The sequence below is a fragment of the Geobacter sp. genome, assembly GCF_030834625.1.
Taxonomy (GTDB): domain Bacteria; phylum Desulfobacterota; class Desulfuromonadia; order Geobacterales; family Geobacteraceae; genus Geobacter.
In genome coordinates this window covers 1-24,727 of sequence record NZ_JAUQXO010000009.1, presented here as the reverse complement: position 1 = coordinate 24,727, position 24,727 = coordinate 1, and the positions used below count along the sequence as shown (strand labels likewise).

Below are 24,727 nucleotides of genomic sequence, written 5' to 3'. Positions count from 1 at the left end.
GTGAGATGGCAAACGCGGCGGTTATCGATCAGGGAGAACAGTGGAGCAGCGATCTCGAGGAGAAGATCCGAGCGGCGCTTCGGGAAATACGTTTCGGCACTGTTACCCTCGTGATCCAGGACGGGAAGGTCATTCAGATCGATAAGAACGAGAAGATAAGACTTAAGTGACGGGGACTGATCTTCGGGAAGCATATTTCTTTACTAATGGAATGTTGACATGACAGCCACTTTTCTTTATCGTGCCGATTTGTTTTGTTGTAGGTATTTGTTGATTAATTAAATAGTAAATACATGCGTGACCGTATTTATCCGTTGATCGAGCCAAGAGAGAGCAGATCATGAGCAAGAAAACCCTATTCCCCGCCAAGAGCGATGTAATGGCCCGCACTCCCGACCCGGCAGTCCGTGCCATGCTGGAGCACCTGGACCAGGCTGGCATCGAGACTCCCTTCGACCGTTTCGACGCCCAGAAGCCCCATTGCGGTTTCGGCCTGGCCGGCACCTGCTGCAAAAACTGCCACATGGGACCGTGCCGGATCACGCCGAAAAGCCCGCGGGGAGTCTGCGGGGCCGATGCCCACCTGATCGTGGCCCGCAACATCCTTCGCTGGACGGCGGCCGGCGTAGCGGCCCACGGGGCCCGGGGGCGGGAGGCGATGCTGGCCCTCAAGGGAGCTGCTGAGGGCGCTCTCGATCTGCCGATCCTCGGCCCGGAGAAGGTCGTGGCCACGGCCAAGGCTTTCGGGATCTTCGACGAGAGCAAGACCATTCCGCAGATGGCGGGGGAGATTTCCCTCATCCTTCTGGAAGACCTCTGCCGGACCATTCCCGGACCGCACCGGACCCTGGAGGCCCTGGCGACACCGGAGCGGCTGGCGGTCTGGAAGGAGCTCGACATCCTCCCCGTGGGGGCCTACCACGAGGTGTTCGAGGCACTGCACCGCACCACCACCGGCACTGACGGCGATTGGGAGAACATCATGCGCCAAGTGCTCCGCTGCGGCCTTGCCTTTGCCTGGAGCAGCGTGATGGGGTCCGCAATCGCCATGGATTGCCTCTACGGGCTTCCCAAGCGGAGCAGGGTTTCCACCAATCTCGGAGCTATCACCGAAAATACCGTTAACATCGCCGTCCACGGCCACTCGCCAGTGCTGGTGGCGGCCATCGTCGCTGCCGCCCGTCGGACGGAGCTGATCGCCGAGGCGAAAGGGGCTGGGGCGGAGACCATCCGGCTCTACGGCATCTGCTGCTCGGGCCACTCGGCCCTGGCGAAGTTCGGCGACGTCACCCCGCTCACCAACGCCATGGGTGCGGAACTGGTGCTTGCCACCGGCGCCCTCGACCTCTGGGTGGCCGACGTGCAGGATGTCTTTCCCGGCATCATGGATGTTGCCGCCTGCTTCCACACCCGGGTGGTCACCACCAGTGACTCGGCCCGCCTGCCGGGGGCGGAGCATATTGCCTTCGATCATCACCATTCGAACCTGGATCAGGCCCACCAACTGGCCGAGCGGATCGTGCGGCGCGGCATCCAGTCCTTCGGTGAGCGGCAGGCCGGCAAGGTCTTCATTCCCCCGGCTCGAATGGATGCCGAGGTGGGCTTTTCCGTGGAAAACATCACCGCCACCTTCGGCGGCGCCGAGCGGCTTCTGGATCACCTCAAGAGTGGCCGCATCCGCGGCGTGGTGAATCTCGTCGGGTGCAACAACCCGAAGGTGGTCTACGAGGAGGCGGTGGTGAAGGTGGCCGAGGAGCTCATCGCCCATGACGTGGTGCTGCTGACCAACGGCTGCGCCGCTTTCGCCCTCCTGAAGATGGGCTTCTGCCTCCCCGAGGGGGTGGCCGGAGCAGGGGAAGGGCTGCGAAGTGTGGTCGGGCCGCTGAATCTGCCGCCGGTCTGGCACATGGGCGAATGCCTCGACAATGCCCGGGCCTCGGCCCTCTTCCGGGGCCTGTCCCTGACCGCCGGAGAGCCCCTGCGTCGCCTACCCTGTGCCTTTTCGAGCCCCGAGTGGTCCAACGAGAAGGGGCTTGGCGCGGCCCTCGGCTTCCGCCTCCTGGGGCTCAACTCCTACCACTGCATCGCCCCGCCCGTGGCCGGCTCGGACAAGGTTGCCCGCTTTTTCGCCGAGGCCACCCAGGAGACCCTGGGGGCGGTCATGGTGGTGGACGGCGATCCCGTGGCCCTTGCCCGTCGGATCGTCTCCGACTTCGACGAGTGCCGCGCTGCGCTCGGCTGGTCACCGTGCGGCCCCCCCGCCACGGATCGGCTCATGGCTCTCCAGCAGGAGGCGGTCCACGCTCATGCCCACGCCCACGGGCACCAACACCATCACGAACACCTGTAAAGACGGAGGATATACCCATGAACAGACGCGATTTTCTCAAGACCTCGGGACTTGTTCTGGCGGCCGCCGCCACTCCCTTCGGCCATTTCGCCTTGGCCGGCGGGTCCACGCTCACGCTGAAGATCGGCTATCTGCCTCTCACTGATCATCTTCTGATGATCGCCGCCCAGCGGGAGCAGTTCAAAAGCATTCGCATCGAGCCGGTGAGGTTTTCCTCTTGGCCCGAGATCGCCGAAGCCTTGAAGAACGGCAAAATCCACGGCGGTTTTCTCCTGACTCCGATGGGGTTAGCGCTTCGTCAAAAGGGGGCTCCGATCAAGGTGGTGCTCCTGGGACACCGCAACGGCAGCGCCATAACGGTGAAAAATTCACCCGATATCAATCGCATCGCTGATCTGCGGGGCAAGACCGTAGCCATTCCCAGTCCTTTTTCGACCCACAACCTGCTGCTGCGCAAGGCCCTGAGCGAGAAGGGGCTAGTGCCGGGGCGGGACGTGAAAGTGATAGATATGGCGCCTCCCGAGATGCCTGTTGCGCTCGCCACCGGCCGGATCCACGGCTTCATGGTGGCTGAGCCTTTCGGTGCCCAGGCCGAGGCTCAGAAGATCGGGAAAATTCTCGTTCTCTCCAAGGATATCTGGAAAGACCACATCTGCTGCACTCTGAACATGCAGGAAAAGGTCATCCAGAGCTATCCTGCCGAGGTGCAGGAGCTGATTGCGGGGCTCATCCGCACCGCTTCTTTTATCGAGTCCAAACCGGCCGAAGCGGCCAGGGTATCGGTGAAGATTCTCGGCCAGCGCTCGGAAATCGTTGAGAAAGTCCTCACTACTCCTCAGGATCGTCTTATCTTCCGGAATCTGGCCCCTTTACAGGCGGATTTTGCCGTCACTCAGGACTACATGCTGAAGTTCGGAGTCGCGAAGGACAAGGTGGATCTTGCCGGCTATCTGGATGACCGCTTTGCAAAGAGGAAAGGGTAGAGCGATGGCACTCAAGGCATTGCGCCGGGGATTGCCGGTTATAACGGCAGTGGCATTTATCGCAGTCTGGCAGGTGGTGGCCAGCTTTTATCCGCCGGAGCAGTTTCCCGCCCCCACCGACGTGGTAAAAGCCCTGGCCGAGCTCTCCGCCGACGGGGTTCTCTGGCGTCATATCGGTGTGAGCCTCGTCCGCTTCGGGGTGGCCTATGTTCTGGCGCTTGTAACGGCGGTCCCCCTTGGTCTGTTGCTCGGGCGCCAGCCCCTTGCCCGCCGCGCCGTTGACCCCCTCATCCAGCTTCTTCGTCCAATTTCGCCCATTGCCTGGTTTCCTCTCGCGGTCCTCTGGTTTGGCATCGGCAATGCTCCGGCTGTCTTTATCATATTCCTCTCAACATTTTTCCCGATGCTTGTCTCAACCATAAGTGCAGTGGTGAAGGTCCCGGCCATCTATCTGAAGGTGGCTGCCAATTTTGGCACCCGTCCTATGTCGACCTTTCTCAAGGTTGTGATTCCTGCCGCCTTTCCAGGCATCATGGTGGGGCTTCACATAGCTGTGGGGACCGGCTGGATCCATCTGGTGGCCGGGGAAATGCTGGGTGCCCAGTCGGGGCTCGGCTTCATGATCGTTGATGCTCGTAATTTTCTGCGCACCGACTGGATTCTCGCCGGTATGCTGGTGGTGGGGCTTCTGGGGCTTCTCATAAACAGGTTGATGCGGTTCGCCGAGTTGTGGCTCGGTCGTCGCTGGGGAGGTGCGGCATGAGCCGACCGGTGAAGATTCTCCTTCAAGGAGTGGAGAAACGTTATCCCGCTTCGGGAGGCGAAGAGATGACGGCTTTGCAGCGGCTCGACCTGGAGATAGGTGTTGGCGAGTTTGTCTGCCTGGTTGGACCGTCTGGCTGCGGCAAGACAACACTGATCAATCTCATGGCCGGCTTCGAGCAGCCCTCGGCCGGCACCATTACCATTGACGGCCGGCCGGTAACGGGTCCTGATCCTGATCACATCATGATCTTCCAGGATTATGGTCTTTACCCGTGGCGGACAGTTTTGGGCAACGTTCTTTTCGCCCTGGAGTCGAGGGGAATAGGGAAAAAGGAGGCCCAGGAGCGGGCCGCCGGGTACTTGGATATGGTCGGGCTCTCCTCCTTTCTTCGCAGCTTTCCTCACCAGCTCTCGGGAGGGATGAAGCAGCGGGTCGCCATTGCCCGCGCCCTGGCCGTCGAGCCGTCGGTCCTCTTCATGGACGAGCCCTTCGCCGCGCTGGACGCCTTCACCCGCCTGCGGCTCCAGGACGAGGTTCTGCGCCTGTGGGGGGAGAAGCGTCCGACGATGGTCTTCGTCACCCATGATCTCGACGAGGCCATTTACCTCGGCGGACGAGTAATTCTCATGGCCCCGGACCCAGGGCGAGTAAGGAAGATTCTTTCCGTCCATCTCCCGCGCCCCTGTGACCGGACCAGCGACGAATTTGCCGCCTACCGCCGGGAGCTCTTCGAGGAGTTTCACCTGGTGCATCGGGAAGCGGCGGGTGAGGCGGCGTACAGCATTTAGCTCGGCTGTCGCCCTTCCCGCTGTTTCCTTGTAGTGCTGTGTTGAAGCACGATGATATTTCCGCGCAATAGACGTGTAAATTTATTCGTGAAAGTAGATGTAAAGTAGTGGTAAATACCGATAATAGTACTTGACACAATTTTGTTGTTCAATTAGTCTATCAAGTAGATAGTAATTATAGTTTGAAACTCGCTGGAGCTGACCAGAAAGACTGGAGGCCAAGTGGAGATCATCATGATGATCCTGCTTGGCCTCCAGTCGTTTTGCGTACGTAACGCACACAAGGAGGAAGGACGATGGCAGAGCAGAGATACCTGTTTACCTCGGAGTCGGTGACCGAAGGTCACCCGGACAAACTGGCGGACCAGATTTCGGACGCGATCCTCGACGCGTACCTGGCACAGGACCCCCTGGCGCGGGTGGCGTGCGAGACGAGCGTTACAACCGGACTTGTCCTGCTTTTCGGCGAAATCTCGGCTGAGGCCCGTGTCAACGCGGCCCGGGTGGCGCGGGACACCATCCGGGAGATCGGCTACACGAGCAGTGAATTCGGCCTCGATGCCGACCACGCAGCGGTGCTCGTCTCCCTCGACGAGCAGTCGCCCGACATCGCCCAGGGGGTGAACCGGGCGCTGGAGGCCCGCGAGCGCGGCGACCACGACGGCTATCTCGACTCCGTCGGCGCGGGGGACCAGGGGCTGGTGTTCGGCTTCGCCACCGACGAAACCCCGGAGTACCTGCCGACGAGCATCGCCTTGGCCCACCGGCTGGCCCGGAGGCTCACGGAGGTGCGCAAGAGCGGGGTGCTTCCCTATCTGCGCCCCGACGGCAAGACCCAGGTGACGGTGGAGTACGAGGGTGACCGGGTGGTACGGATCGACACGGTTGTTGTTTCGGCCCAGCACGATCCCGATGTGGCGCCGGAACGGATAAGGGAGGACATCCTCGCCCAAGTTGTCCGTCCGGTGGTACCGGCGGAACTCCTCGACGGCGACACCCGCTACTTCATCAACCCCACCGGCCGGTTCGTGGTGGGCGGGCCCCACGGCGACGCCGGCCTCACCGGCCGCAAGATCATCGTCGATTCCTACGGCGGCTTTTCCCGCCACGGTGGCGGCGCCTTTTCGGGGAAGGACCCCACCAAGGTGGACCGCTCCGGCGCCTATGCTGCCCGGTACGTGGCGAAGAACGTGGTGGCCGCAGGGCTTGCCCGGCGTTGCGAGGTCCAGATCGCCTACGCCATCGGCGTGGCACGGCCGGTATCGATCTTCGTCGAAACCTTCGGCACCGGGGTCATCGCCGACGGAGAGCTTGCTGCCCTGATCGCCACACACTTCGACCTTCGCCCGGCGGCGATCATCGAGGAGCTGGAGCTCCGCCGTCCCATCTATCGCCAGACCGCCGCCTACGGCCACTTCGGCCGTACCGACCTCGACCTCCCCTGGGAGCGGACGGACAAGGCCAAGAAGCTGGAGCAGGCGGTGTTCAGGAAATCGGCGTAGAGAGACGTTCCCGTGCCCGCCGGTCCTCTGACGGGCACGGCAAATCCACCGGAAGGAGAAGGTCCATGGCAGTCGCACTGCAGAGAAAAAGAGAGGCGGAATTGACCCTGGACGAGGTCGTAGCCAAGTACCCTGACGTCCCCCGGCTGATAGCCCTGAAGATCGACGCCCAGCGGCGGGGCGTTCACTACACCGAGCGTGCCCTCAGTATCGTCGACGATTCCGTCCAGATGCGCAGCCCTTACATATTCGGTTCCCGGGACGGGGAGATCAAGCCGCTGCCCGAGTCTCTGATCCTCCGGGACGGCACCTCCATCCTCACCGATCCTACCCCCTTGGAGCAGGACCCGTACCTGGTCGATCTGGTGGATGGGCGTCTGGCGCTGGTCGATGGCGGCGAAGTGATGGAGTTCGTGGATCTCTGGCCCAAACCACGCTACTACGACAAGACGACGAGCTCGGGCATCCCCATGAGCCATATCGTCAGCGCCCGTCCCCAGCGGCTCAACATCTTCCAGTCCAGTTTTTGCCATTTCTGGGCCGACAAGAAGGAATGCCGCTTCTGCGACATCGTCACCCACACGAAGCAGCAGAAGGACGAGCTTGGGGTACCCGCGCGGCTGAAGCCCCGGGATGTCAGCGAAACCATCCGGGAGGCCCTCAAGGAGCCCGGTCGCTTTACCGGCATGTGCCTCACCGCCGGGTCTGTGCTCAAGGGGGAGGAGATCTTCGACCGCGAGGTGGAGTACTACATCGAGACCCTCCAGGCGGTCGGCGAGAACTTTTCGACCCGGAAGTTCCCCAGCCAGCTGATCGCCTCGGCCTTCAACGAGAAGCAGCTCGCGCGGCTCTACGAGGAGACGGGACTCACGAGCTACACGAGCGACCTGGAGGTGCTGGGGGAGCGGCTTTTCAACTGGATCTGCCCCGGCAAGGCCCAGGCGGTGGGCTACCGGAAATGGCAACAGCGCCTGATCCGGGCGGTGGATATCTTCGGCCGGGGGAACGTCGGCACGGGCCTCGTGGGAGGGGTGGAGCTGGCCAAGCCCAGCGGTTTCACCAGCGAGGACGATGCCCTGGAGTCGACCCTGTCCGAAGCGGAGTACTTGGCGGAACACGGTGTGACCACCGTCTTCATCGTTTGGGTGCCGCGGCCCGGCTCGTACTTCCGCGATCAGCAGAACCCGTCCCTCGAATACTTCGTGCGCCTGGCCAAGGGGCTCCACGACCTGCGGGTCAAGTACGAGCTGGGTGTCGATTTCGACGACTACCGCCGCTGCGGCAACCACCCCGACACTGATCTGTCGCGGCTTTTGTAGGGAAAGAAAAAAGGAGGAAGAACATGGCGGCACATCTGAGCAAAGAGATCATCGACCTTTTCGCCGACACTGAATCCACCAAGGTGCTGGCCACCCTGGACGAATACGGCGTCCCCCACGTGGTGGTGAAGCAGTCGCTGCACGTGGGAGACGACGGCAACCTCCTCTACCTGGAACTGTTGGAGTCCTCCCGGACCAACAAGAATCTGGTGCGCAGCATCTGGTTCGACCGGAAGGTCTCCGTTGCCGTCACGGGGAGGGGAGGACAGAGCTACCTGATCAAGGGGAGGCCGGTGAAAACCCACATAACCGGCCCGGTTTTCCAGCAACACTACCAGGCCATCCGGGAACGGCTTGGCGACGTGGACCTGGCGGCGGTCTGGGTGATCGAGCCTGAAGAGATACTTGACGAGACCTTTGTCGCCCGCAAGGTCGAGGAAGAGCTGAAGCACCCCTTATTCACCCATCTCGACCGGCTGGTAAGACATTGATTTAGGAGGGAAGGTCATGAACAGAATATTCAGTTATCTTGCGGCGGCGGTGCTGGCCACACTCCTCGGAGGGATGGCGGCAGTCGCGGGGGCAAGTGAAATCAGGATCGCTACCCAGCCCATTCCCCACTATGCGCCGATCTTCGTCGCCAAGCAGAAAAAGTGGGTGGAGGAGGAACTGGCCAAGGTCGGCGCAAAACCTGCCCTCAAATGGACATCCTTTGCCGCCGGGCCCCCCATCAACGAGTCGTTCGCGTCGGGTCAGCAGGATATCGGCTTTCTCGGCGACACGCCTGCCATCATCGGCAAGGCCGCTGGTATCAACACCCGGATCATAGGCCTTACTTCCACTGGTCCCAGGTCCCTCGCGGTCATCGTGCCGTCCGCTTCGAAGATCAGATCGCCGAAGGAGCTGAAAGGAAAGAAGGTGGCGGTGGTCAAGGGATCCTATGCCCATCACCTGCTCGTCCTGGTCCTGCAAACGGGGGGGCTCTCCGTCAACGACATCGAGCTCATCAACCTCTCCCAGGCCGACATCGCAACCGCCATCGTCAACGGCAACATCGAGGCGGCGGCGGTCTGGGAGCCGCTGATTACCAAGCTGGAGACCCAGGAGGCGGTGCGGGTGCTGGCCGACGGTACCGGCATCAAGAAGGGGGCGCTTGTGATCATCGCCACCGACGATTTTGTGAAAAGGAGCCGGGAGCAGGTTAAGGCGCTTCTTAGGGCCTACCAGCGCGGGGCGCAGTTCATCAGATCCAACCCAAGGGAAGCGGCCCGGCTGATTGCCGCCGATGTCAACCTCCCGCCGGACCTCCTCCTCAAGGTGTTCCCGAGGTTCGACTATAACCCGTCCATTCAGGCTGATGACGTCGAGGAGATCAGGAAGAGCGAGGCGTTCATGCGGAGCGCAGGGCTCATCAAGAAACCGGTCAACATCGATTCTTTCGCGGACCCAAGCCTCGTGCGGGAGAGCGGGATCAAATAATGGAAGCATATGTAGGGGCAATTCACGAATTGCCCCTACACCACCGGAGGATCCATCATGGCCCATAACAGCAATTCGGGCTTGCAGAAGATTAAACACCTGCTCCAGTACGTCGGCCTTTCGGTCGTCATCCTGGCCGTTTGGCAGACGCTCTCTCAGCTGGGCTACATCAGGCCGATCATTCTGCCGCCACCTTCCCAGATTGCCCTGACCTTCTGGGACCTCCTGAGGAGCGGAGCCATGGCCCGCCACATTGGGATCAGCGTGCTGCGGGTGCTGGAAGGGTTCGGCATCGCCGCTCTCCTGGGGCTTTCCCTCGGCATCGCCATCGGCCTCTCCCGGACCCTGGACCGGCTCACCGACCTCATTATCCAGGTGATAAAGCCTATCCCCCCCATCGCCTGGATTCCGCTGGCGATCCTCTGGTTCGGGATCGGCGAGAAGTCGAAGGTCTACATCATCTTCCTCGGGGCTTTTTTCCCCATCATTATCAACACCATCGACGGGATCCGCCAGACTGACCACAAGTTCGTGGAAGTAGCCAGGATCCTGGAGGTCCCGCGACTCAGGTTCGTGCGTCAGGTGGTGATTCCCGGGGCGTTCCCCGCCATCATGACCGGCTTACGGGTGGGGCTCATGGTGGCGTGGATGTGCGTGGTGGCGGCCGAGCTGATCGCCGCCGGCAGCGGCATCGGCTACCTGATCATGGATGCCCGGCAGCTCTCCCAGTCTGACGTGGTGCTGGTCGGAATGATTACCATCGGGGTCGTCGGAAAGCTGATGGACAGCCTGATCAAGCGTCTGGAGAGGCGGTTGATCAGCTGGAAGGTTTCTTATGCCGGCGATTAGGAGGAGATCATGGTAGGAGGATCGGTCGGCGACAAACTGGTCATCGAGGGTCTCCATAAGAGCTACCCGGTCCGTACCGGCGAGGTGACCGCATTGGAGGATATCAACCTCACCATAGGGAATGGAGAGTTCATCGCCATCGTCGGCGCCAGCGGCTGCGGCAAAAGCACTCTGCTGCGCATCATCGCCGGGCTGGAAAATGGCTACGACGGGACGGTCAGGCTCGGCGACAGGCGGATTGCCGGCCCGGGGCTCGACCGGGGGATGGTCTTCCAGGAGCACCGGCTCCTCCCCTGGCTCACGGTGGAACAGAACGTGGCCTTCGGTTTGAACGGACTGGTACCCGGGGAGAAGGAGCGGCTGGTGCGCGAGCATCTTGATCTCGTTGGCCTGACCGGATTCGCACGGGTCCACCCCCACCAGCTTTCGGGGGGAATGGCCCAGCGGGTCGCCATTGCCAGGGCGCTTGTCAACCAGCCCGGGCTTCTCCTTCTCGATGAGCCGTTCGGTGCCCTGGACGCCCTCACCAAGATCCAGATGCAGCAGGAGATCCTTCGCATCTGGGAGGTGGAACGTACCACCATGGTCCTCGTCACCCACGACATCGACGAGGCCATCTACTTGGGGGACCGGGTGGTGATCATGTCGAGCCGGCCTGGTACCGTGAAGAGGATCGTGCCGGTGAACCTCCCCAGGCCCCGCGACCGAACCAGTTACGAGTTCGTGGAGATCCGCAGGGAAATTTACGCCGAGTTCTTCGCCGAGGCGGAGAGGCCGTTCGCGTACGCCATTTAGATCGGAAATCAAGAAAACGGAGGCCTGAACATGCGAATCCTGCTCATCAATCCCGCCTTTTACGACGGCAAGGAATTCAGCAACCGCTTCGACGACTACCTCGACTGGATCAAGGGGGGCAACCTCTACGTGGCTCCCTTCGAGCCCCCCATTGGGCTCGCGTTCCTGAGCGCCTACCTGAAAGAGTGGGGCCACGATGTGGAGCTTCTCGACATGCAGGGGCTCCTCATGGACAGCGGGGCGCTCGTTACGCGGATCGAGGCGTTTGCTCCCGACATAATCGGCATAACCGCCATGACCCCCACCATCCCGGAGGCGTTGCGGGTGGCGGAGCTCTCCCGTACCGTGGCTCCCGGGGTGAAGGTGGTGCTCGGCGGGGTCCATCCGACCCTCGACCCGGCCGGCGTGCTCGCGGACCGGAACGTCGACTTCGTGATCCGGGGGGAGGGTGAAGTCGCCTTTGCCGAACTTGCTGAAGCCCTCGAAAACGGCAGTTCTCCCCACGACATCGAAGGGGTAAGCTACCGGATCGACGGAGAGGCGGTAATCAGGGGAAAGGCCCCCCTCATCACAGATCTGGACACCCTGCCGATGCCCGACTACGAGGCCTTTCCGGTGGAGAGGTACATCGAGCACAACCGTCACCTGCGAAGCATCCGCGGCATCTCCATGATCGTTTCCCGCGGCTGCCCGTTCCAGTGCACCTTCTGCGCGGTGCACCAGACCATGGGGCGGAAGTGGCGGATCAAATCGCCCCAACGGGTGGTGGACGAACTGGTCGCCCTGAAGGAAGGCCACCAGCTGGAGGGGGTTTGGTTCAAGGACAGCATCTTCAACCTCGACCGCCAATGGGTGAAGGAGTTCTGCCGCCTGATGATCGAGCGGAAGGTGGAGATCGCCTGGCAGGCTCTCACTCGCGTCGACCTGATCGACGAGGAGGAGCTGAAGCTCATGAAGCGGGCCGGGCTCACCCAGCTCGACCTGGGGATCGAGACCGGTTCGCCGAAGAGCCTGGTGCGGCTGAAGAAGGGGATCACCGTAGAGAGGATCAGGGAAAAGGTCGCGCTGGCGAAGCGGTACGTCAAGGTCTTCGGCTTCTTCATGATCGGCATCCCCGGCGAGGATGAAACGGATGTGCAACAGACATTCGACCTGGCCAAGGCCCTGGAGCTTGACCGCTGGACCTGGAGCATCTACAGCCCGCTTCCCGGCTCGGCCCTCTACGACGAACTGATTGCCGAAGGGCGGATCGAGCCGTACCGGCTCGACTACCACCATGTGCATTTTACCGAGGCCTATGCCGGGATATGCGACATTCCTCAGGCCCGGTTGAAGGAACTCTATCGGGAGATCAACGACCACTTCTACCGGCAAAGTTCAACGAATACGCCAGTTGCGCAAGCGGGATGAAAGAAGGAAATGGAGACACCATGGCGCCAGAACACATCGTCATAGCAGGCAGAAGCGGCGTCGGTAACTCAACGACGGCGGTGAATGTCTCCGCTGCCCTTGCGGAAGAAGGGTACAGGCTGGCCCATGTGGGGTATGACCAGCGTCGGCTTTCGACAGCTCCGCTGCGGGGAGAGGGGAAGCTTGTACCCTGCGGTGGGGAATGCCTTGAAGGAAGGACTGCCTGCGTATTCGGCTACCGGGGAATTCTGTGCGTCGAGGCAGGGAATGGAGACCACGGAGAAACGGAAGTGGCGCTCGGCAGGCTCTGCCACTTTGAAGAAATAGCCCGGCACCGTCTTGATTATGTAATCCATGACATCTCGGGGGGGCCTGAGGCAGTCCTCTCCTTCCTCTCGAAAGCGGGCGAACCATGGCGGCTCTTCATGGTGACCTCGGCCGATATCGCCTCGATACATACCCTGAATGAATTCATTGCACGATTCAACGGGTTGAAAAACGGAAAGGGGCGGTTCGGCGGCATCATCGCCAACAATCTGTCGGGTCCCTTCTTCGAGTCGGTGGTGGGTGATTTCATTTGCGAGACGGGCGCCCATCTGGTGGCGAACATTCCCCGGTCGATGATGGTCTCGGTGGGGGAGTTCTGCACTCTCCCCCTGGTGCACGTGGCGCCCCGGGGGCACGTGACGGCCGTCTACCGGAAGATTGCCCGTGCCGTGGCAGAGGGAAAGGATGCGCGCGTTCCCCGTCATCTGGACGATGGGGCGCTGGCGGCATGGTCCCGGCGCTGGCGGGAGATCATCGACGAGTTGGAGAACGGGATCGTGCGCGATGGGGCTGCCATCTGACATCATTGGAAAAATCAAGTGCCATTATTTTCGCGAACGGAGGAGGCCATGGCGACACCCTGCACTGGCAGACGGAACATTCAGGGTCATCCCTGCTTCGGGGGGGACCACCGCAGAAACGGGCGCATCCATCTGGCGGTGGCGCCCCGCTGCACCATCAAATGCGCCTACTGCACCCGAAAGCACGACTGCGTCAATGAGTCGCGCCCCGGCGTGGCGAGCCGCATCCTCACCCCGCAGGAGGCACTTGAGAGGGTTCGCGAAGTGGCGGCGAGCAAGACCCTCGGCCCGATCATCAAGGTGGTCGGGATTGCCGGGCCGGGCGATCCCCTGGCGAATGAGGAGACCTTCGAGACCTTTCGTCTCGTGGGGGAGGAATTTCCCCATCTGGTGAAGTGCCTCAGCACCAACGGGCTCCTTCTCCCGGAAACGGCGGACCGCCTCGGTGCTCTGGGGCTCGGGAGTCTCACGGTGACCATCAATGCCCTCGATCCAAGGGTTGGCTCCCAAATTTACTCCCACGTTTTTCATGGGGGGAAGCGATATTCCGGTCCCGAAGGTGCCTCCATCCTCATCGCCAACCAACTGGAGGGACTTGCGAGGGCCGCCGCACTGGGGATTGTGGTCAAGGTCAACACGGTCCTGATCCCCGGAGTCAATGACGGCGAGATCGAGCTGATCTCCCGGGAGGTGAAGGATTTGGGCGCCGCGGTCATGAACGTGATGCCCCTCATTCCCCTGGCCGACATGGCCCACGTAGTGCCGCCGTCGCCCGAGTATCTGGAAGAGCTGCGCAGCATCGGCGAGCGGGTGATCGGCCAGTTCCGCCACTGCCGCCAGTGCCGTGCGGACGCGGTGGGGTTGGTCGGCGGCGAAAAGAGTGCTCCCGATCCATAGGACCGGGAAGTTCCGAATGCACGGAAACGGATGTTGAAACACCATCCAGAAAAAGGAGAATAGAAAATGCCGAAGAAAAAGGTCAAAACAATCGCAATTTACGGCAAGGGGGGGATTGGCAAGTCGACCACCACATCCAACATCAGCGCGGCGCTGTCGGTGGCGGGGCTCAAGGTGCTCCAGATAGGCTGCGACCCCAAGAGTGACTCCACCACCACCCTGCGGGGGGGCGGCTACATTCCGACCATCCTCGATACCCTTCGCGAGAAGAAGAGTGTCAAGTCGAACGAGGTGATCTTCGAGGGGTTCAACGGCATCTATTGCGTGGAAGCCGGCGGACCGGCCCCGGGGGTTGGTTGCGCGGGACGGGGCATCATAACGTCGGTGGAGCTTCTGAAGCAGCTGCGGGTCTTCGAGGAGCTCGACCTGGACATCGTCGTCTACGACGTCCTCGGCGACGTGGTCTGCGGGGGATTCGCGGTGCCGGTGCGCGAAGGGATCGCCGACCATGTCTTCACCGTATCGTCGGCCGACTTCATGGCGATCTACGCCGCCAACAACCTCTTCAAGGGAATCCAGAAGTATTCCAACAACGGCGGGGCGCTTCTGGGAGGGGTGATCGCTAACTCCATCAACACCGACTATGCCCGTGAGATCGTGGATGACTTCGTCTCCCAGACCAAGACCCGGGTGATCGAATATGTTCCCCGTTCGGTCACGGTGACCCAGAGCGAGCTCCAGGGGAAGACCGCCATCGAGGCGTTCCCCGAATCGGAGCAGGCGAAGGTCTACAAGGCTCTGGCGAGCAAGATCTGGAATCACGCCGAGTCGAAGGTTCCTTCACCTCTTGGCGAGAAAGAGCTTCACGAGTGGGCGTTCCGCTGGGCCGACACGCTCCTGGCCATGGAGACCGGTGAGGTGCGGGGAGTTGCGGCGGCCATCTGACCGCGCTCCGCTTGAATCTGGAGGGTGAGTAGGTATGTATGTATTTGCCGAAACGATGACATCGAAGGAACGGACCGTGGCGGCCCTCACGGGGAAGCCCTACGACCGGATCCCGGTCAACCTCCTCATCAGCGACCATGCGGCGCGGGTTATCGGCGTGACGGTGGGAGAATACAATAATTCCGCCCGGCTCATGGCCCAGGGGCAGATCGCCGCCTGGCGTCGTTACGGGGCGGACAACGTCAACACCGGCCCTGGCCTCACCGGCATTGCCGAGGCGATTGGCAGCAGGCTTGCCTTCCCTGACAGCACCCCTTACGTGGCCGACCATGTCGTGAAGGAAGAGGCCGACCTGGACCGGCTCACGGTTCCTGACCCGGAGCGCCACGGCCGGCTTCCCCTGTTTCTGGAGGCGGCCACCATCGTCCTGAAGGAGATCGGCGACCAAGTGCCGCTGTCCATGACCACTTCGGGGCCCTTCACCACGGCCGCCGGCATCCGCGGCACAGAGCAGTTCCTGCGGGATCTGCACCGGAACCCGGCCTTTGCCCACCGGCTGCTGCGCCTGGTCACCGACAGCATCATCCGCTTCGCCACTGCAGCGGTCGGGGTAGGGGCAAGGATCGGCCTGGCCGACCCCACCGCCTCCGGCACCATGATCAGTCCCCGCCAGTTCCGCGAGTTCGCCCTGCCGTACCTGCGGGAGGTAACCGTCGCTGTAGCCCGTGTCGCCGGATTTCCCCCGTCGCTCCACATCTGCGGAAACACCAGCAAGATCTGGCCGGAGATGGCAGATACCGGCGTGTCGGTCCTGAGCCTCGACGATGCCGTGGACATTGCCGAGGCAAGGCGGCTGGTCGGTGACCGGGTGGCGCTCCTCGGCAATGTCCGCCCTACGGCCACCATGTTCATGGGCACCCCCGACGATGTGCGGGCCAATGCCCGGGAATGTCTCGCCAAGGGGTGGGACAACCCGAAGGGATACATCCTCGGCCTCGGCTGCGGCCTTCCTATCGACACGCCACCGGAAAACATCCACGCCCTGGTGGAGGCCGCCCGCACCTGTGGCCGCTGGCCCCTGGACCCGGCCAATTTCTCCCGGGAGCAGGCCGCCTGACAAATCCCATTCTGTGTAGCCTGGGGGGCGAAACGGTCCGGATTATGGAGACGGCCTCCTTGACCATGGGGTCCGCTGCTGGCATCCTTATCGGGTGATGTCAGACCAGAGCGGAGGAACAGACCATGGAACTGCGCAATACCCGCACCACCATCCTCACCGAGGGCGATCCCGAACAGAAGCGTGCCGAGATCCTGGAGTACTTCCATCGCACCTTCGACATCGACGAGAAGCTCTACGAAACCCTGAAATACGACGACACCTTCTACCTGCGGGCCGATCGGCTTCGGCATCCGCTCATCTTCTACTTCGGCCACACCGCCACCTTTTTCATCAACAAGCTGACCATCGCCCGGGTGATCGACACCCGCATCAACCCCCGCTTCGAGTCGATGTTCGCGGTGGGGGTGGACGAGATGTCGTGGGACGACCTGGATGCCACCCACTACGACTGGCCCACCCGCCAGGCGGTGAAGGAGTACCGCGACAAGGCCCGCGAACTGGTGGACGGCCTGATCCGCCGCATGCCGCTGAAGCTCCCCATTACCTGGGAGGACCCTTTCTGGGCGATCATGATGGGAATCGAGCACGAGCGCATCCACCTGGAGACCTCGTCGGTGCTGATCCGCCAGCTTCCCATCGACCAGGTGGTGCAGCTCCCTTTCTGGGACATCTGTCGCGAGGCCGGTGAGCCGCCGGCCAACGAACTGCTGCCGGTGCCGGCGGGGAAGGTGGTCCTCGGCAAGCCGAAGGATCACCCGCTCTACGGCTGGGACAATGAGTACGGCCGCCACGAGGCCGAGGTGGCCGGCTTCAAGGCCGCACGCCTCCTGACCTCCAATCGGGAATATCTGGCGTTTGTCGAGGCCGGCGGCTACCGCGAAGAGCGGTGGTGGACCGAGGAGGGGTGGAACTGGCGCAATTTCCGCGAGGCGGAGCATCCTCTCTTCTGGGTTAAGGGTGACGGCGGCTGGAAGCTGCGGACCATGGTGTCGGTCATCGACCTCCCCTGGAACTGGCCGGTGGAGGTGAACCAGTTGGAGGCCAAGGCCTTCTGCGCCTGGAAGTCCGACCAGACGGGGCTGCCGATCCGCCTCCCCACCGAGGACGAGTGGAACCGGCTGCGGGACGTTTCCGCCATTCCCGATCAGCCCTGGTGGGAGAGGGCGCCGGGGAACATCAACCTGGAGCACTGGTCCTCCTCCTGCCCGGTGGACCGCTTCCGTTTCGGCGATTTTTACGACGTCATCGGCAATGTCTGGCAGTGGACCGAGACCCCCATCTATCCCTTCCACGGCTTCGTTATTCACCCGTGGTACGACGACTTCTCCACGCCGACCTTCGACACCCGCCATAACCTGATCAAGGGAGGCTCCTGGATCTCCACCGGCAACGAGGCGACCCGCGACTCCCGCTACGCCTTCCGCCGTCACTTCTTCCAGCACGCCGGTTTCCGCTACGTGGAGAGCGCCGCCCCGGTGGAGATCCACCAGGACCAGTACGAGACCGATGCACTGGCGGCCCAGTACTGCGACGCCCACTACGGCGAAGAGCATTTCGGCGTTCCCAACTTCCCGGCGGCCTGCGCGCGGATATGCCTTGGCCTGATGGAAGGGAGGCGCAAGGGGCACGCCCTGGATCTGGGATGCGCCGTGGGGAGGGCCGCCTTCGAATTGGCCCGGGGGGGCTTCGAGAGGGTCACCGGTCTCGATTTCTCCACCCGGTTTTTCCGCCTGGCAGCCCGGATGCAGGAGGAGGGATACCTGCGCTACGCCTTCCCGGAGGAGGGTGAGATCCTCTCGTTCCACGAGATCGGCCTGGCCGATCTGGGGCTCGACGGCATCCGCGAACGGGTGGAATTCTTCCAGGCCGATGCCTGCAACCTGCCGGAGAAGTTCACCGGTTACGACCTGGTGCTGGCGGCCAACCTCATCGACCGGCTCTACTCGCCGCGCCGCTTCCTGACCACCATCCACGAGCGGATCAATCCCGGCGGACTGCTGGTGATCACCTCTCCCTACACCTGGCAGGAGGAATCCACCAAGAAAGAGGAATGGCTCGGGGGGTACAAGGATGCGGGAGAAAACGTCACCACCCTGGACGGGCTGAAGGAGGCGCTGGCTCCCCATTTCCGCCCGGTCGGTGAGCCGCGGGACGTCCCGTTCGTGATCCGCGAGACCCGGCGCAAGTTCCAGCACAGCATCGCCGAGCTCACCGTCTGGGAGCGGCGGTGACGAGATATTTCACGCAAAGGAAGACAGATGACGCGACACCGTTTTGATTTCGACACCATCATCGATCGCAGCAACACCGCCAGTGAAAAATGGGACAAATACCGGGGCCGGGACATAATCCCCCTCTGGGTGGCCGACATGGACTTCCGCTCGCCGCCGGCCGTTATCGAGGCCCTGCACGAACGGGTCGAGCACGGAGTCTTCGGCTACACCCATCCCCCTGCCGAACTGGTGGAGGCGGTTCGGGCGCACCTGCTGGCCGATTACAGATGGGCCGTGGAGGAGGAGTGGATCGTCTGGCTCCCGGGCCTGGTCTGCGGTCTGAATGTCACCTGCCGGGCCGTGGGCGGGGCAGGTGACGAGGTCGTCACCTTTACCCCGATTTATCCGCCGTTCATGTCGGCACCGGGGCTGTCCGACCGGGGGCTGGTCAAGGTTCCCCTGCAACTGCGGGAGGGGCGTTGGGTGGCCGACCTGGAGGCCTTGGAGCGGGCCATCACCCCGCGCACCAAGCTCCTCCTGCTCTGCTCGCCTCACAACCCGGTTGGGCGTGCCTGGTCGCGGGAAGAGCTGGCGCAGTTCGCGGAGGTTGCAGAGCGGCACAACCTGGTTATCGGCTCCGATGATATCCATGCCGGCCTGGTGCTGGACGAGGACAGGCGTCACATCCCCATCGCCACCCTCTCGGCGGAAACGGCGCGGCGCACCATCACCCTGCTGGCACCCAGCAAGACCTACAACATCCCTGGTCTCGGCTGCTCCTTTGCCGTCATCGGCGATCCCGGCCTGCGCCGGGCCTTCAGAAAGGCCATGGGGAGGATCGTCCCCCACGTGAACACCCTCGGCTATACCGCCGCCCAAGCCGCCTATCGGGACGGCGAGGAATGGCGCCAGGCGCTCCTTGCGTACCTGCGCGGCAACCGCGAGCTGGTGGCGGCGGAGGTCAATGCCATGCCCGGGTTGAGCATGGCCCACGTGGAAGCGACCTATCTGGCCTGGATCGACGCCCGTGCCACCGGAATTCCGGACCCGGCGCGCTTTTTCGAAGAGGCCGGGGTAGGGCTCTCCGACGGTGCCGACTTCGGCGCGCCCGGTTTCGTTCGGCTCAACTTCGGCTGCAGCCGCTCACTGCTTGTGGAGGCGCTGGGGCGGATGAGGAGGGCTTTGACGGAATTCCGGGGGTAGCATACATGATGATTTCTTGACCTGTGATAGCATAGGCGAACTACGACCCCCCTCAATCCCCCCTATGAAATAGGGGGGAAGCGAGCTCCAGCGAGCAGGGGGGGTACATCCCCCTTGTGAAACAGGGGAGAAGCGAGCGAAGCGAAGCAGGGGGGTCATCGAACATGATCAGTGTTATTGCATCAATTACGGTAATAGAGGGGGAGCTGGCGAGGTTTCTCGAAATCTTCAAGGCAAAATTGCTGGTCCGGGCAGAGGATGGCTGCATCGAGTATTTCCCGACCCTTGACGTGGACTCCGGCTTGCCGGTCCAGGTGAAGGAACCGTCGACCGTTACGATAATCGAGAAGTGGCAGAGCCTGAATGCCCTGCATGCCCATCTGGGTACGCCTCACATGCTTGCCTACCGGGAAGAGACGAAGGATATCGTCGAGAAGGTTTCCCTCAAGGTGCTTCAGGAAGCGTAGCGATCCATTAATTGGTTCAACTGCTGAAACGAGAAAGGCCGGCGTCCAATGGGCGCCGGCCTTTCTCGCTATTGGGGCTTCAGGCAGTTCAGCAGGCAGGTTCTCAGGGAACAGACCCCGCAGGAATGGCACATGTGCACCGGGATGTTCCGCGCTTTCGCCATGCTCAGCGCCTCGTTCCTGACGCGGTGGGAAACCTTGTTGGTGAAAAGGATCATGGCTTCGGCGCTGCCGATCTTCGATGACAGGCCGGTCTGGGATTTGGTGAATACCTTGAGCCGAACACCGCAGTCCTCCGCTTCTTCCACGTAGTGCCTTTCAAGCCGGTCCATCCCCCCGATCAGGACGACGTTCATCGGATTTCCCTCCTTCCTTCTCCCGTACTCCGGGTGGCGTCAGGCATCTTCCTTCCGGTAGACCACCGCCAGGGCGTGCTTGCGATAGTAGTGGCTTCGGCGCCGGAAGCCGAAGGGGGCAACCAGACGGTCGAGCTCGTCGTGGGAGTACGTCTTCACGCACCCCGGGCAGGTCAGGTGGTGGGCGCAGGTGCTGCCGCACGAGCCGTCCTCCCTGCGGCAGCGTACTTCGATCAGCAGGTAGCCGCCGGGCCGGATGTTGAGCTCGATGTTTTTCAGGTAACGCCATTTCTCGGCGCCTTCGGGGATGATGTTGAGAACGTAGGTGGAGACCACCAGATCCGCTTCCAGGCCGGCCCGGGACAGCTCGCCGTCATCGAGGATGCCGGCGAGGGCCATGGCGCCGGCCATGCGGACGATCCGCTCCACCTGTTCGGGGACATCTGCCGCGTAGACGGTGAACCCCTGGCGCACCAGAAACCTGGCGTTGCGCAGATTTCCCGCTCCGTAGTCCAGAACGGTCCGCACTTCGCTTTTGCAAAAGAACCTGCTGTAGCGCCTGACGCTTTCGGCTGCCAATGCCATGCTGGGCTCCTTTCTAAATTACATCTGCAAGTGCGCAAATAAAAACTACCTAATAGATAGGCTAATTAATATAACTAAAATTGTCAAGTATAATATGCGATGTGGGATGGAACCCTGCGGCCGTGTATGTTAATCAATAGGACAAAGACTATAATTTTGATAGGCAAAATAGAAATATGTTGACTTTGCCAATTTGGCTGGCTACTATCGGAATCAAGAAAACAGTCTATCTGATAGGTAGACAATAATGATTGTATCGGCTGGCTGCGAAGATTCTCGCAGCTGCCGGGCTGACCAGAAAACTGGAGGCCAGGGATTGAGGGTTCACACGGAACCTCTCCCTGGCCTTTGTGCTTTTCAGGGGAGGAAATGATGGAGAGGAAAAGTCCTTCCCCTCGTTATCCAAGGGACGGTGGACGAAGCCCTCTCCATTGTCGGCAGACGGCATCTCGGTGCAGGCGATTCCCGGATCAACAGAAACAACAACGGGGAATTCTCCCACTAACCCGAATCAGAAGGAGACGACAACCATGGCACGAATTTACAGCAACCTTACTGACCTCATCGGCGGCACTCCCCTTCTGCGGCTGAACCGGGTTACAGACGGGGCCCCGGCGGAGGTGGTCGCAAAGCTCGAAGCGTTCAACCCCGGCGGCAGCGTGAAGGACCGGATCGGCTTCGCCATGATCAAGGACGCTGAGGAGCGGGGGCTCATCAAGAAGGATACGGTCATCATCGAGCCCACAAGCGGCAACACCGGCATAGCCCTTGCCTTTGTGGCAGCGGCCCGGGGCTACCGGCTTATCCTCACCATGCCCGACACCATGAGCATCGAGCGGCGCAACCTCCTGAAGGCCTACGGTGCCGAGCTGGTACTGACCCCCGGCGCCAGGGGGATGAAGGGGGCGGTGGAAAAGGCGGCGGAGTTGGCGGGGGAGATCCCTAATTCTTACGTCCCGCAGCAGTTCAAGAACCCGGCGAACCCCGAGATTCACCGGGCCACTACGGCGGAGGAGATCTGGAACGACACCGACGGCAAGGTGGACATCGTGATCGGCGGGGTCGGCACCGGCGGAACCATCACCGGCGTGGGTGAAGTGCTCAAGGCACGCAAGCCCGACCTGAAGGTTGTTGCGGTGGAGCCCTTCGATTCGCCGGTCCTCTCCGGCGGCCAGCCGGGCCCCCACAAGATCCAGGGGATCGGCGCCGGCTTCGTCCCTGACGTTCTCAACACCGACGTGATCGATGAGATCTTCAAGGTAAAGAACGAGGAAGCCTTCGCCGTCGGCCAGCGCCTGGCTCGGGAGGAAGGGCTGCTGGTGGGGATATCGGCGGGCGCGGCCGTCTTCGCCGCCACCCAGCTGGCGAAGCGGCCGGAGAACGCCGGCAAGCAGATCGTGGTGGTCCTCCCTGACACTGGCGAGCGCTACCTCTCCACAGCGCTTTTCCAGGAAGTATAAAGACATATTTACGTAATTACGTGGACGGGTTCTCCCGTCCTTGCCTCGCCGCACTGTGCGCCTGAACGCACAGCCGGCGGCGGGGAGTTCCACGGCTGACCAGAAAAACTGGAGGCCGGGGCTTTACGTTTCCCGCGAGGGAACCGGCCTCGGCCTTTTTTCGTCATAGGTGAGGCAATGCATACGATTTCAATCAACGACGTGAAGTTTTCCTATGGTGCCCAGACGATCCTCGACGGGATCGACCTGGAAGTCTCGGCCGGAGAGTTCATCTGCCTCCTGGGCCCCTCCGGCTGCGGAAAGAGCACGCTGCTCCGCCTCCTGGCAGGGCTGGCTGAACCGACCTCCGGGACCATCGCCCTGGACGGCGCTCCGATTGCCGCACCGGGGCTCGACCGGGGGGTGGTGTTCCAGGACTACAGCCTCTTCCCCTGGATGACCACCGGCCAGAACGTGGTCCTGGCATTGGAGCAGGCGTTTCCCGGAAAACCGAAGAACGAGCAGCGGGAAACCGCCCAGGCGTACCTGGAAATGGTCGGCCTGGACAATGTCTTTCACAAGCTGCCGGGGGCCCTCTCCGGAGGGATGCGACAACGGGCGGCCATCGCCCGGGCCTTTGCCATCAACTCGCCGGTGCTCCTCATGGACGAGCCGTTCGGTGCCCTTGACGCAATTACCCGGGCGCGCCTGCAGGACCTGCTGCTCCAACTCTGGCAGCAGAACAAAGGTGAGCGGAAGACCGTCATCTTCGTCACCCATGACGTGGAGGAGGCGATCCTCCTTGCCAGCCGGGTGGTGGTCATGGGGCTCAATCCCGGATCGGTGAGAGGGGTGTTTGACGTCTCCATCCCCCGGCCCCGAGTCCGCCAGGAACTGTACGGCACCCCGGAATTCATCGCCCTGCGGGACCGCCTCATCGGCGAGCTCCATGCGGATGTTCTTGACGAACTGGACGAGGGGCGAACGGTCCGGACCGCCGGCGAGGGGATCTGACCGTGACCGCGGCGGCGTTGAGAGTGCTCCTTGGGGCGATTTTGCTCCTGCTGAACCTGGCAGGCGTAGCTGACGCCGCCGCGCAATCATCACCGCTGCGGCTCGGCTACCTGGATCATCCTGGTAGCGCCCTCTGCCTGGTGGCTGACTTAAAGGGATTATTCCGCGCCGAGGGAGTCCAAGTTCGTCTTGTCCGGTTCCGAGACACGGAGAGTGGGCTTGCAGCCCTGGCGGCGGGAAGGATTGACGCCGGCGCCTTTGCTGTCGATGAGACCCTGAGCCAGATTGCCGGCGGCAAGGAATTGCGGATCATCGCCGGCGGAGGGACAGCCCGAAGTGCAGACCCGCTGGCTGATCTGGATGAGGCTGCCACTCTGGAACAGGAAAGCGGCGGCATTGTGGTGGCTGTCGCGGCTCCCCGCCGTGCTCCCGGCAAGGAGGTTCTGGTCAGGTTCGTCACCGCCCTGATCCGGGCCTACCAAAGCCTGCAGAAAGAACCTGGGGGAGTCGGCCAAGGAGCGGTGCACTTCGACCCGAACCCCGACTATCGGCGGATCGAGCGCCTTTGGCGCTTCCACGACCTGCAGGGTGAGGGGAGGCCCCGGGATTTCCTGGCCAGCCATGTTTATGAGGAGATTTACTGCGACGCCCTTGACCGGCTGATGAATAGAACCGGAACGAAGGACGGCGTGCTGCAGAAACTGTTCAGCGAGGCGGTCTGCGTTCCCGATTGCTGCCCGCCCGATACCAAGAAACGAAACAAGAACAAGGGAGGTTCACGATGAAACGCATCATGGCATTCGTACTGTCGTTGACGTTACTGGCCGGCACCGCATTCGGGGCCAATCTGCCGAAACTGCGGGTCGGCTACGTGCCGGAGCCGGCCCACGGGCTGTATTTCGTGGCCAAGGAGAAAGGGTACTTCAAGGAGGAAGGGGTCGATGTGGATCTGTTCCAGTTCGGCAGCGCCGCCGAGGGGCTGGCAGCCCTCAAGGCCGAGAAGCTCGACGTGGGAACCTTCGGTACCACCGCGCCGCTCCTCTTTATCTCGAAAGGGAGCGAGTTCACCTTCATCGGCGGCATGATGATTGGCGGACAGGCCATCATCGCCCGTCCGGAGCGTCTGGCGGAGCTCTCCGGCAAGGACCTCAGGGTCTACAAGGGAAAGAAGATCGGTCTGGTCAAGCTTTCCACCGGTGACGTCATCTTCAAGGGGGCGCTGAAGAAGGCCGGGATCGATTACAAAAAGGATGTCACCTGAGCCTCTTGCAAAAGGCTTGAAAGTTGGCGGCCAGAGGCCGCGTGCGGTGAAATTTTCACCAGTGTGCAGCATTAAGCAGAGCCTCTGATCGTTTTCATCGGCATTTATCCGGAATCCGGGCGCACCCCCCCCACGGAT

The 24,727-nt window shown here is 62.0% G+C and carries 25 protein-coding genes; 23 read left to right on the top strand and 2 right to left on the bottom strand.

Annotation, left to right across the window (positions count from 1 at the left end):
* Positions 1-5: 5 nt before the first annotated feature.
* From RCH91_RS00770 to RCH91_RS00680, 19 genes are all read left to right on the top strand, one after another.
* The gene (locus RCH91_RS00770; protein WP_306532607.1) at positions 6-170 is read left to right on the top strand and encodes a YezD family protein; all 165 of its coding nucleotides are present in this window, start codon (positions 6-8) and stop codon (positions 168-170) included.
* A gap of 170 nt (positions 171-340) precedes the next feature.
* The gene (cooS, locus tag RCH91_RS00765) at positions 341-2,350 is read left to right on the top strand and encodes an anaerobic carbon-monoxide dehydrogenase catalytic subunit (RefSeq protein ID WP_306532606.1); all 2,010 of its coding nucleotides are present in this window, start codon (positions 341-343) and stop codon (positions 2,348-2,350) included.
* A gap of 17 nt (positions 2,351-2,367) precedes the next feature.
* Positions 2,368-3,333, top strand: a complete 966-nt coding sequence (locus tag RCH91_RS00760; protein ID WP_306532605.1) for an ABC transporter substrate-binding protein — start codon at positions 2,368-2,370, stop codon at positions 3,331-3,333.
* 4 nt (positions 3,334-3,337) lie between these two features.
* Complete coding sequence (locus RCH91_RS00755) at positions 3,338-4,096, top strand: ABC transporter permease (RefSeq protein ID WP_306532604.1); 759 nt, start codon at positions 3,338-3,340, stop codon at positions 4,094-4,096.
* A complete protein-coding gene (locus tag RCH91_RS00750) occupies positions 4,093-4,887 on the top strand; it encodes an ABC transporter ATP-binding protein (RefSeq protein WP_306532603.1) in 795 nt (264 codons plus the stop codon). Before RCH91_RS00755 ends, RCH91_RS00750 begins: the two co-directional genes overlap by 4 nt.
* 296 nt (positions 4,888-5,183) lie before the next feature.
* A complete protein-coding gene (gene metK, locus RCH91_RS00745; protein WP_306532602.1) occupies positions 5,184-6,389 on the top strand; it encodes a methionine adenosyltransferase in 1,206 nt (401 codons plus the stop codon).
* A gap of 65 nt (positions 6,390-6,454) precedes the next feature.
* On the top strand, positions 6,455-7,708 hold the full coding sequence (locus tag RCH91_RS00740) for a radical SAM protein (protein WP_306532601.1): 1,254 nt from the start codon (positions 6,455-6,457) through the stop codon (positions 7,706-7,708).
* 23 nt (positions 7,709-7,731) lie between these two features.
* Positions 7,732-8,199 carry a hypothetical protein gene (locus RCH91_RS00735; RefSeq protein ID WP_306532600.1) on the top strand — a complete coding sequence of 156 codons (468 nt, stop codon included), beginning with the start codon at positions 7,732-7,734 and terminating at the stop codon, positions 8,197-8,199.
* Between the two features lie 16 nt (positions 8,200-8,215).
* Positions 8,216-9,187, top strand: coding sequence for an aliphatic sulfonate ABC transporter substrate-binding protein (locus RCH91_RS00730; RefSeq protein ID WP_306532599.1), 972 nt, complete (start codon positions 8,216-8,218; stop codon positions 9,185-9,187).
* A gap of 57 nt (positions 9,188-9,244) precedes the next feature.
* Complete coding sequence (locus RCH91_RS00725) at positions 9,245-10,036, top strand: ABC transporter permease (RefSeq protein ID WP_306532598.1); 792 nt, start codon at positions 9,245-9,247, stop codon at positions 10,034-10,036.
* Positions 10,037-10,045: 9 nt separating this feature from the next.
* On the top strand, positions 10,046-10,831 hold the full coding sequence (locus RCH91_RS00720) for an ABC transporter ATP-binding protein (protein ID WP_306532597.1): 786 nt from the start codon (positions 10,046-10,048) through the stop codon (positions 10,829-10,831).
* A gap of 30 nt (positions 10,832-10,861) precedes the next feature.
* Positions 10,862-12,241 carry a B12-binding domain-containing radical SAM protein gene (locus RCH91_RS00715; RefSeq protein WP_306532596.1) on the top strand — a complete coding sequence of 460 codons (1,380 nt, stop codon included), beginning with the start codon at positions 10,862-10,864 and terminating at the stop codon, positions 12,239-12,241.
* Positions 12,242-12,261: 20 nt separating this feature from the next.
* Entirely contained in the window at positions 12,262-13,089 is an 828-nt protein-coding gene (locus RCH91_RS00710; RefSeq protein ID WP_306532595.1) for an ATPase, read from the top strand.
* A 48-nt stretch (positions 13,090-13,137) separates the two neighbouring features.
* Complete coding sequence (locus RCH91_RS00705; RefSeq protein ID WP_306532594.1) at positions 13,138-13,986, top strand: radical SAM protein; 849 nt, start codon at positions 13,138-13,140, stop codon at positions 13,984-13,986.
* A 66-nt stretch (positions 13,987-14,052) separates the two neighbouring features.
* The gene (gene nifH, locus RCH91_RS00700; protein ID WP_306532593.1) at positions 14,053-14,931 is read left to right on the top strand and encodes a nitrogenase iron protein; all 879 of its coding nucleotides are present in this window, start codon (positions 14,053-14,055) and stop codon (positions 14,929-14,931) included.
* 34 nt (positions 14,932-14,965) lie between these two features.
* Positions 14,966-16,048, top strand: a complete 1,083-nt coding sequence (locus RCH91_RS00695; protein ID WP_306532592.1) for a uroporphyrinogen decarboxylase family protein — start codon at positions 14,966-14,968, stop codon at positions 16,046-16,048.
* A 125-nt stretch (positions 16,049-16,173) separates the two neighbouring features.
* Positions 16,174-18,282 (top strand): 5-histidylcysteine sulfoxide synthase, encoded by a 2,109-nt coding sequence (gene ovoA / locus RCH91_RS00690; RefSeq protein WP_306532591.1) that lies wholly within the window; start codon positions 16,174-16,176, stop codon positions 18,280-18,282.
* 27 nt (positions 18,283-18,309) lie between these two features.
* Complete coding sequence (locus RCH91_RS00685) at positions 18,310-19,467, top strand: MalY/PatB family protein (RefSeq protein WP_306532590.1); 1,158 nt, start codon at positions 18,310-18,312, stop codon at positions 19,465-19,467.
* 164 nt (positions 19,468-19,631) lie between these two features.
* A complete protein-coding gene (locus RCH91_RS00680) occupies positions 19,632-19,934 on the top strand; it encodes a putative quinol monooxygenase (RefSeq protein ID WP_306532589.1) in 303 nt (100 codons plus the stop codon).
* Between the two features lie 68 nt (positions 19,935-20,002).
* On the opposite strand, the gene RCH91_RS00675 is transcribed toward RCH91_RS00680, so the two are convergent.
* A complete protein-coding gene (locus RCH91_RS00675; RefSeq protein ID WP_306532588.1) occupies positions 20,003-20,290 on the bottom strand; it encodes a DUF2325 domain-containing protein in 288 nt (95 codons plus the stop codon).
* Positions 20,291-20,329: 39 nt separating this feature from the next.
* A complete protein-coding gene (locus RCH91_RS00670; RefSeq protein ID WP_306532586.1) occupies positions 20,330-20,875 on the bottom strand; it encodes a bifunctional 2-polyprenyl-6-hydroxyphenol methylase/3-demethylubiquinol 3-O-methyltransferase UbiG in 546 nt (181 codons plus the stop codon).
* A gap of 530 nt (positions 20,876-21,405) precedes the next feature.
* Between RCH91_RS00670 and cysK the strand changes: the two genes are divergently transcribed.
* From cysK to RCH91_RS00650, 4 genes are all read left to right on the top strand, one after another.
* Positions 21,406-22,335 carry a cysteine synthase A gene (gene cysK, locus RCH91_RS00665; protein WP_306532585.1) on the top strand — a complete coding sequence of 310 codons (930 nt, stop codon included), beginning with the start codon at positions 21,406-21,408 and terminating at the stop codon, positions 22,333-22,335.
* A gap of 177 nt (positions 22,336-22,512) precedes the next feature.
* On the top strand, positions 22,513-23,328 hold the full coding sequence (locus RCH91_RS00660; RefSeq protein WP_306532584.1) for an ABC transporter ATP-binding protein: 816 nt from the start codon (positions 22,513-22,515) through the stop codon (positions 23,326-23,328).
* A gap of 2 nt (positions 23,329-23,330) precedes the next feature.
* Entirely contained in the window at positions 23,331-24,113 is a 783-nt protein-coding gene (locus RCH91_RS00655; RefSeq protein WP_306532583.1) for an ABC transporter substrate-binding protein, read from the top strand.
* Positions 24,110-24,589, top strand: a complete 480-nt coding sequence (locus RCH91_RS00650; protein ID WP_306532582.1) for an ABC transporter substrate-binding protein — start codon at positions 24,110-24,112, stop codon at positions 24,587-24,589. The genes RCH91_RS00655 and RCH91_RS00650 overlap by 4 nt, the downstream gene beginning before the upstream one ends.
* The last annotated feature ends 138 nt before the right edge of the window (positions 24,590-24,727 follow it).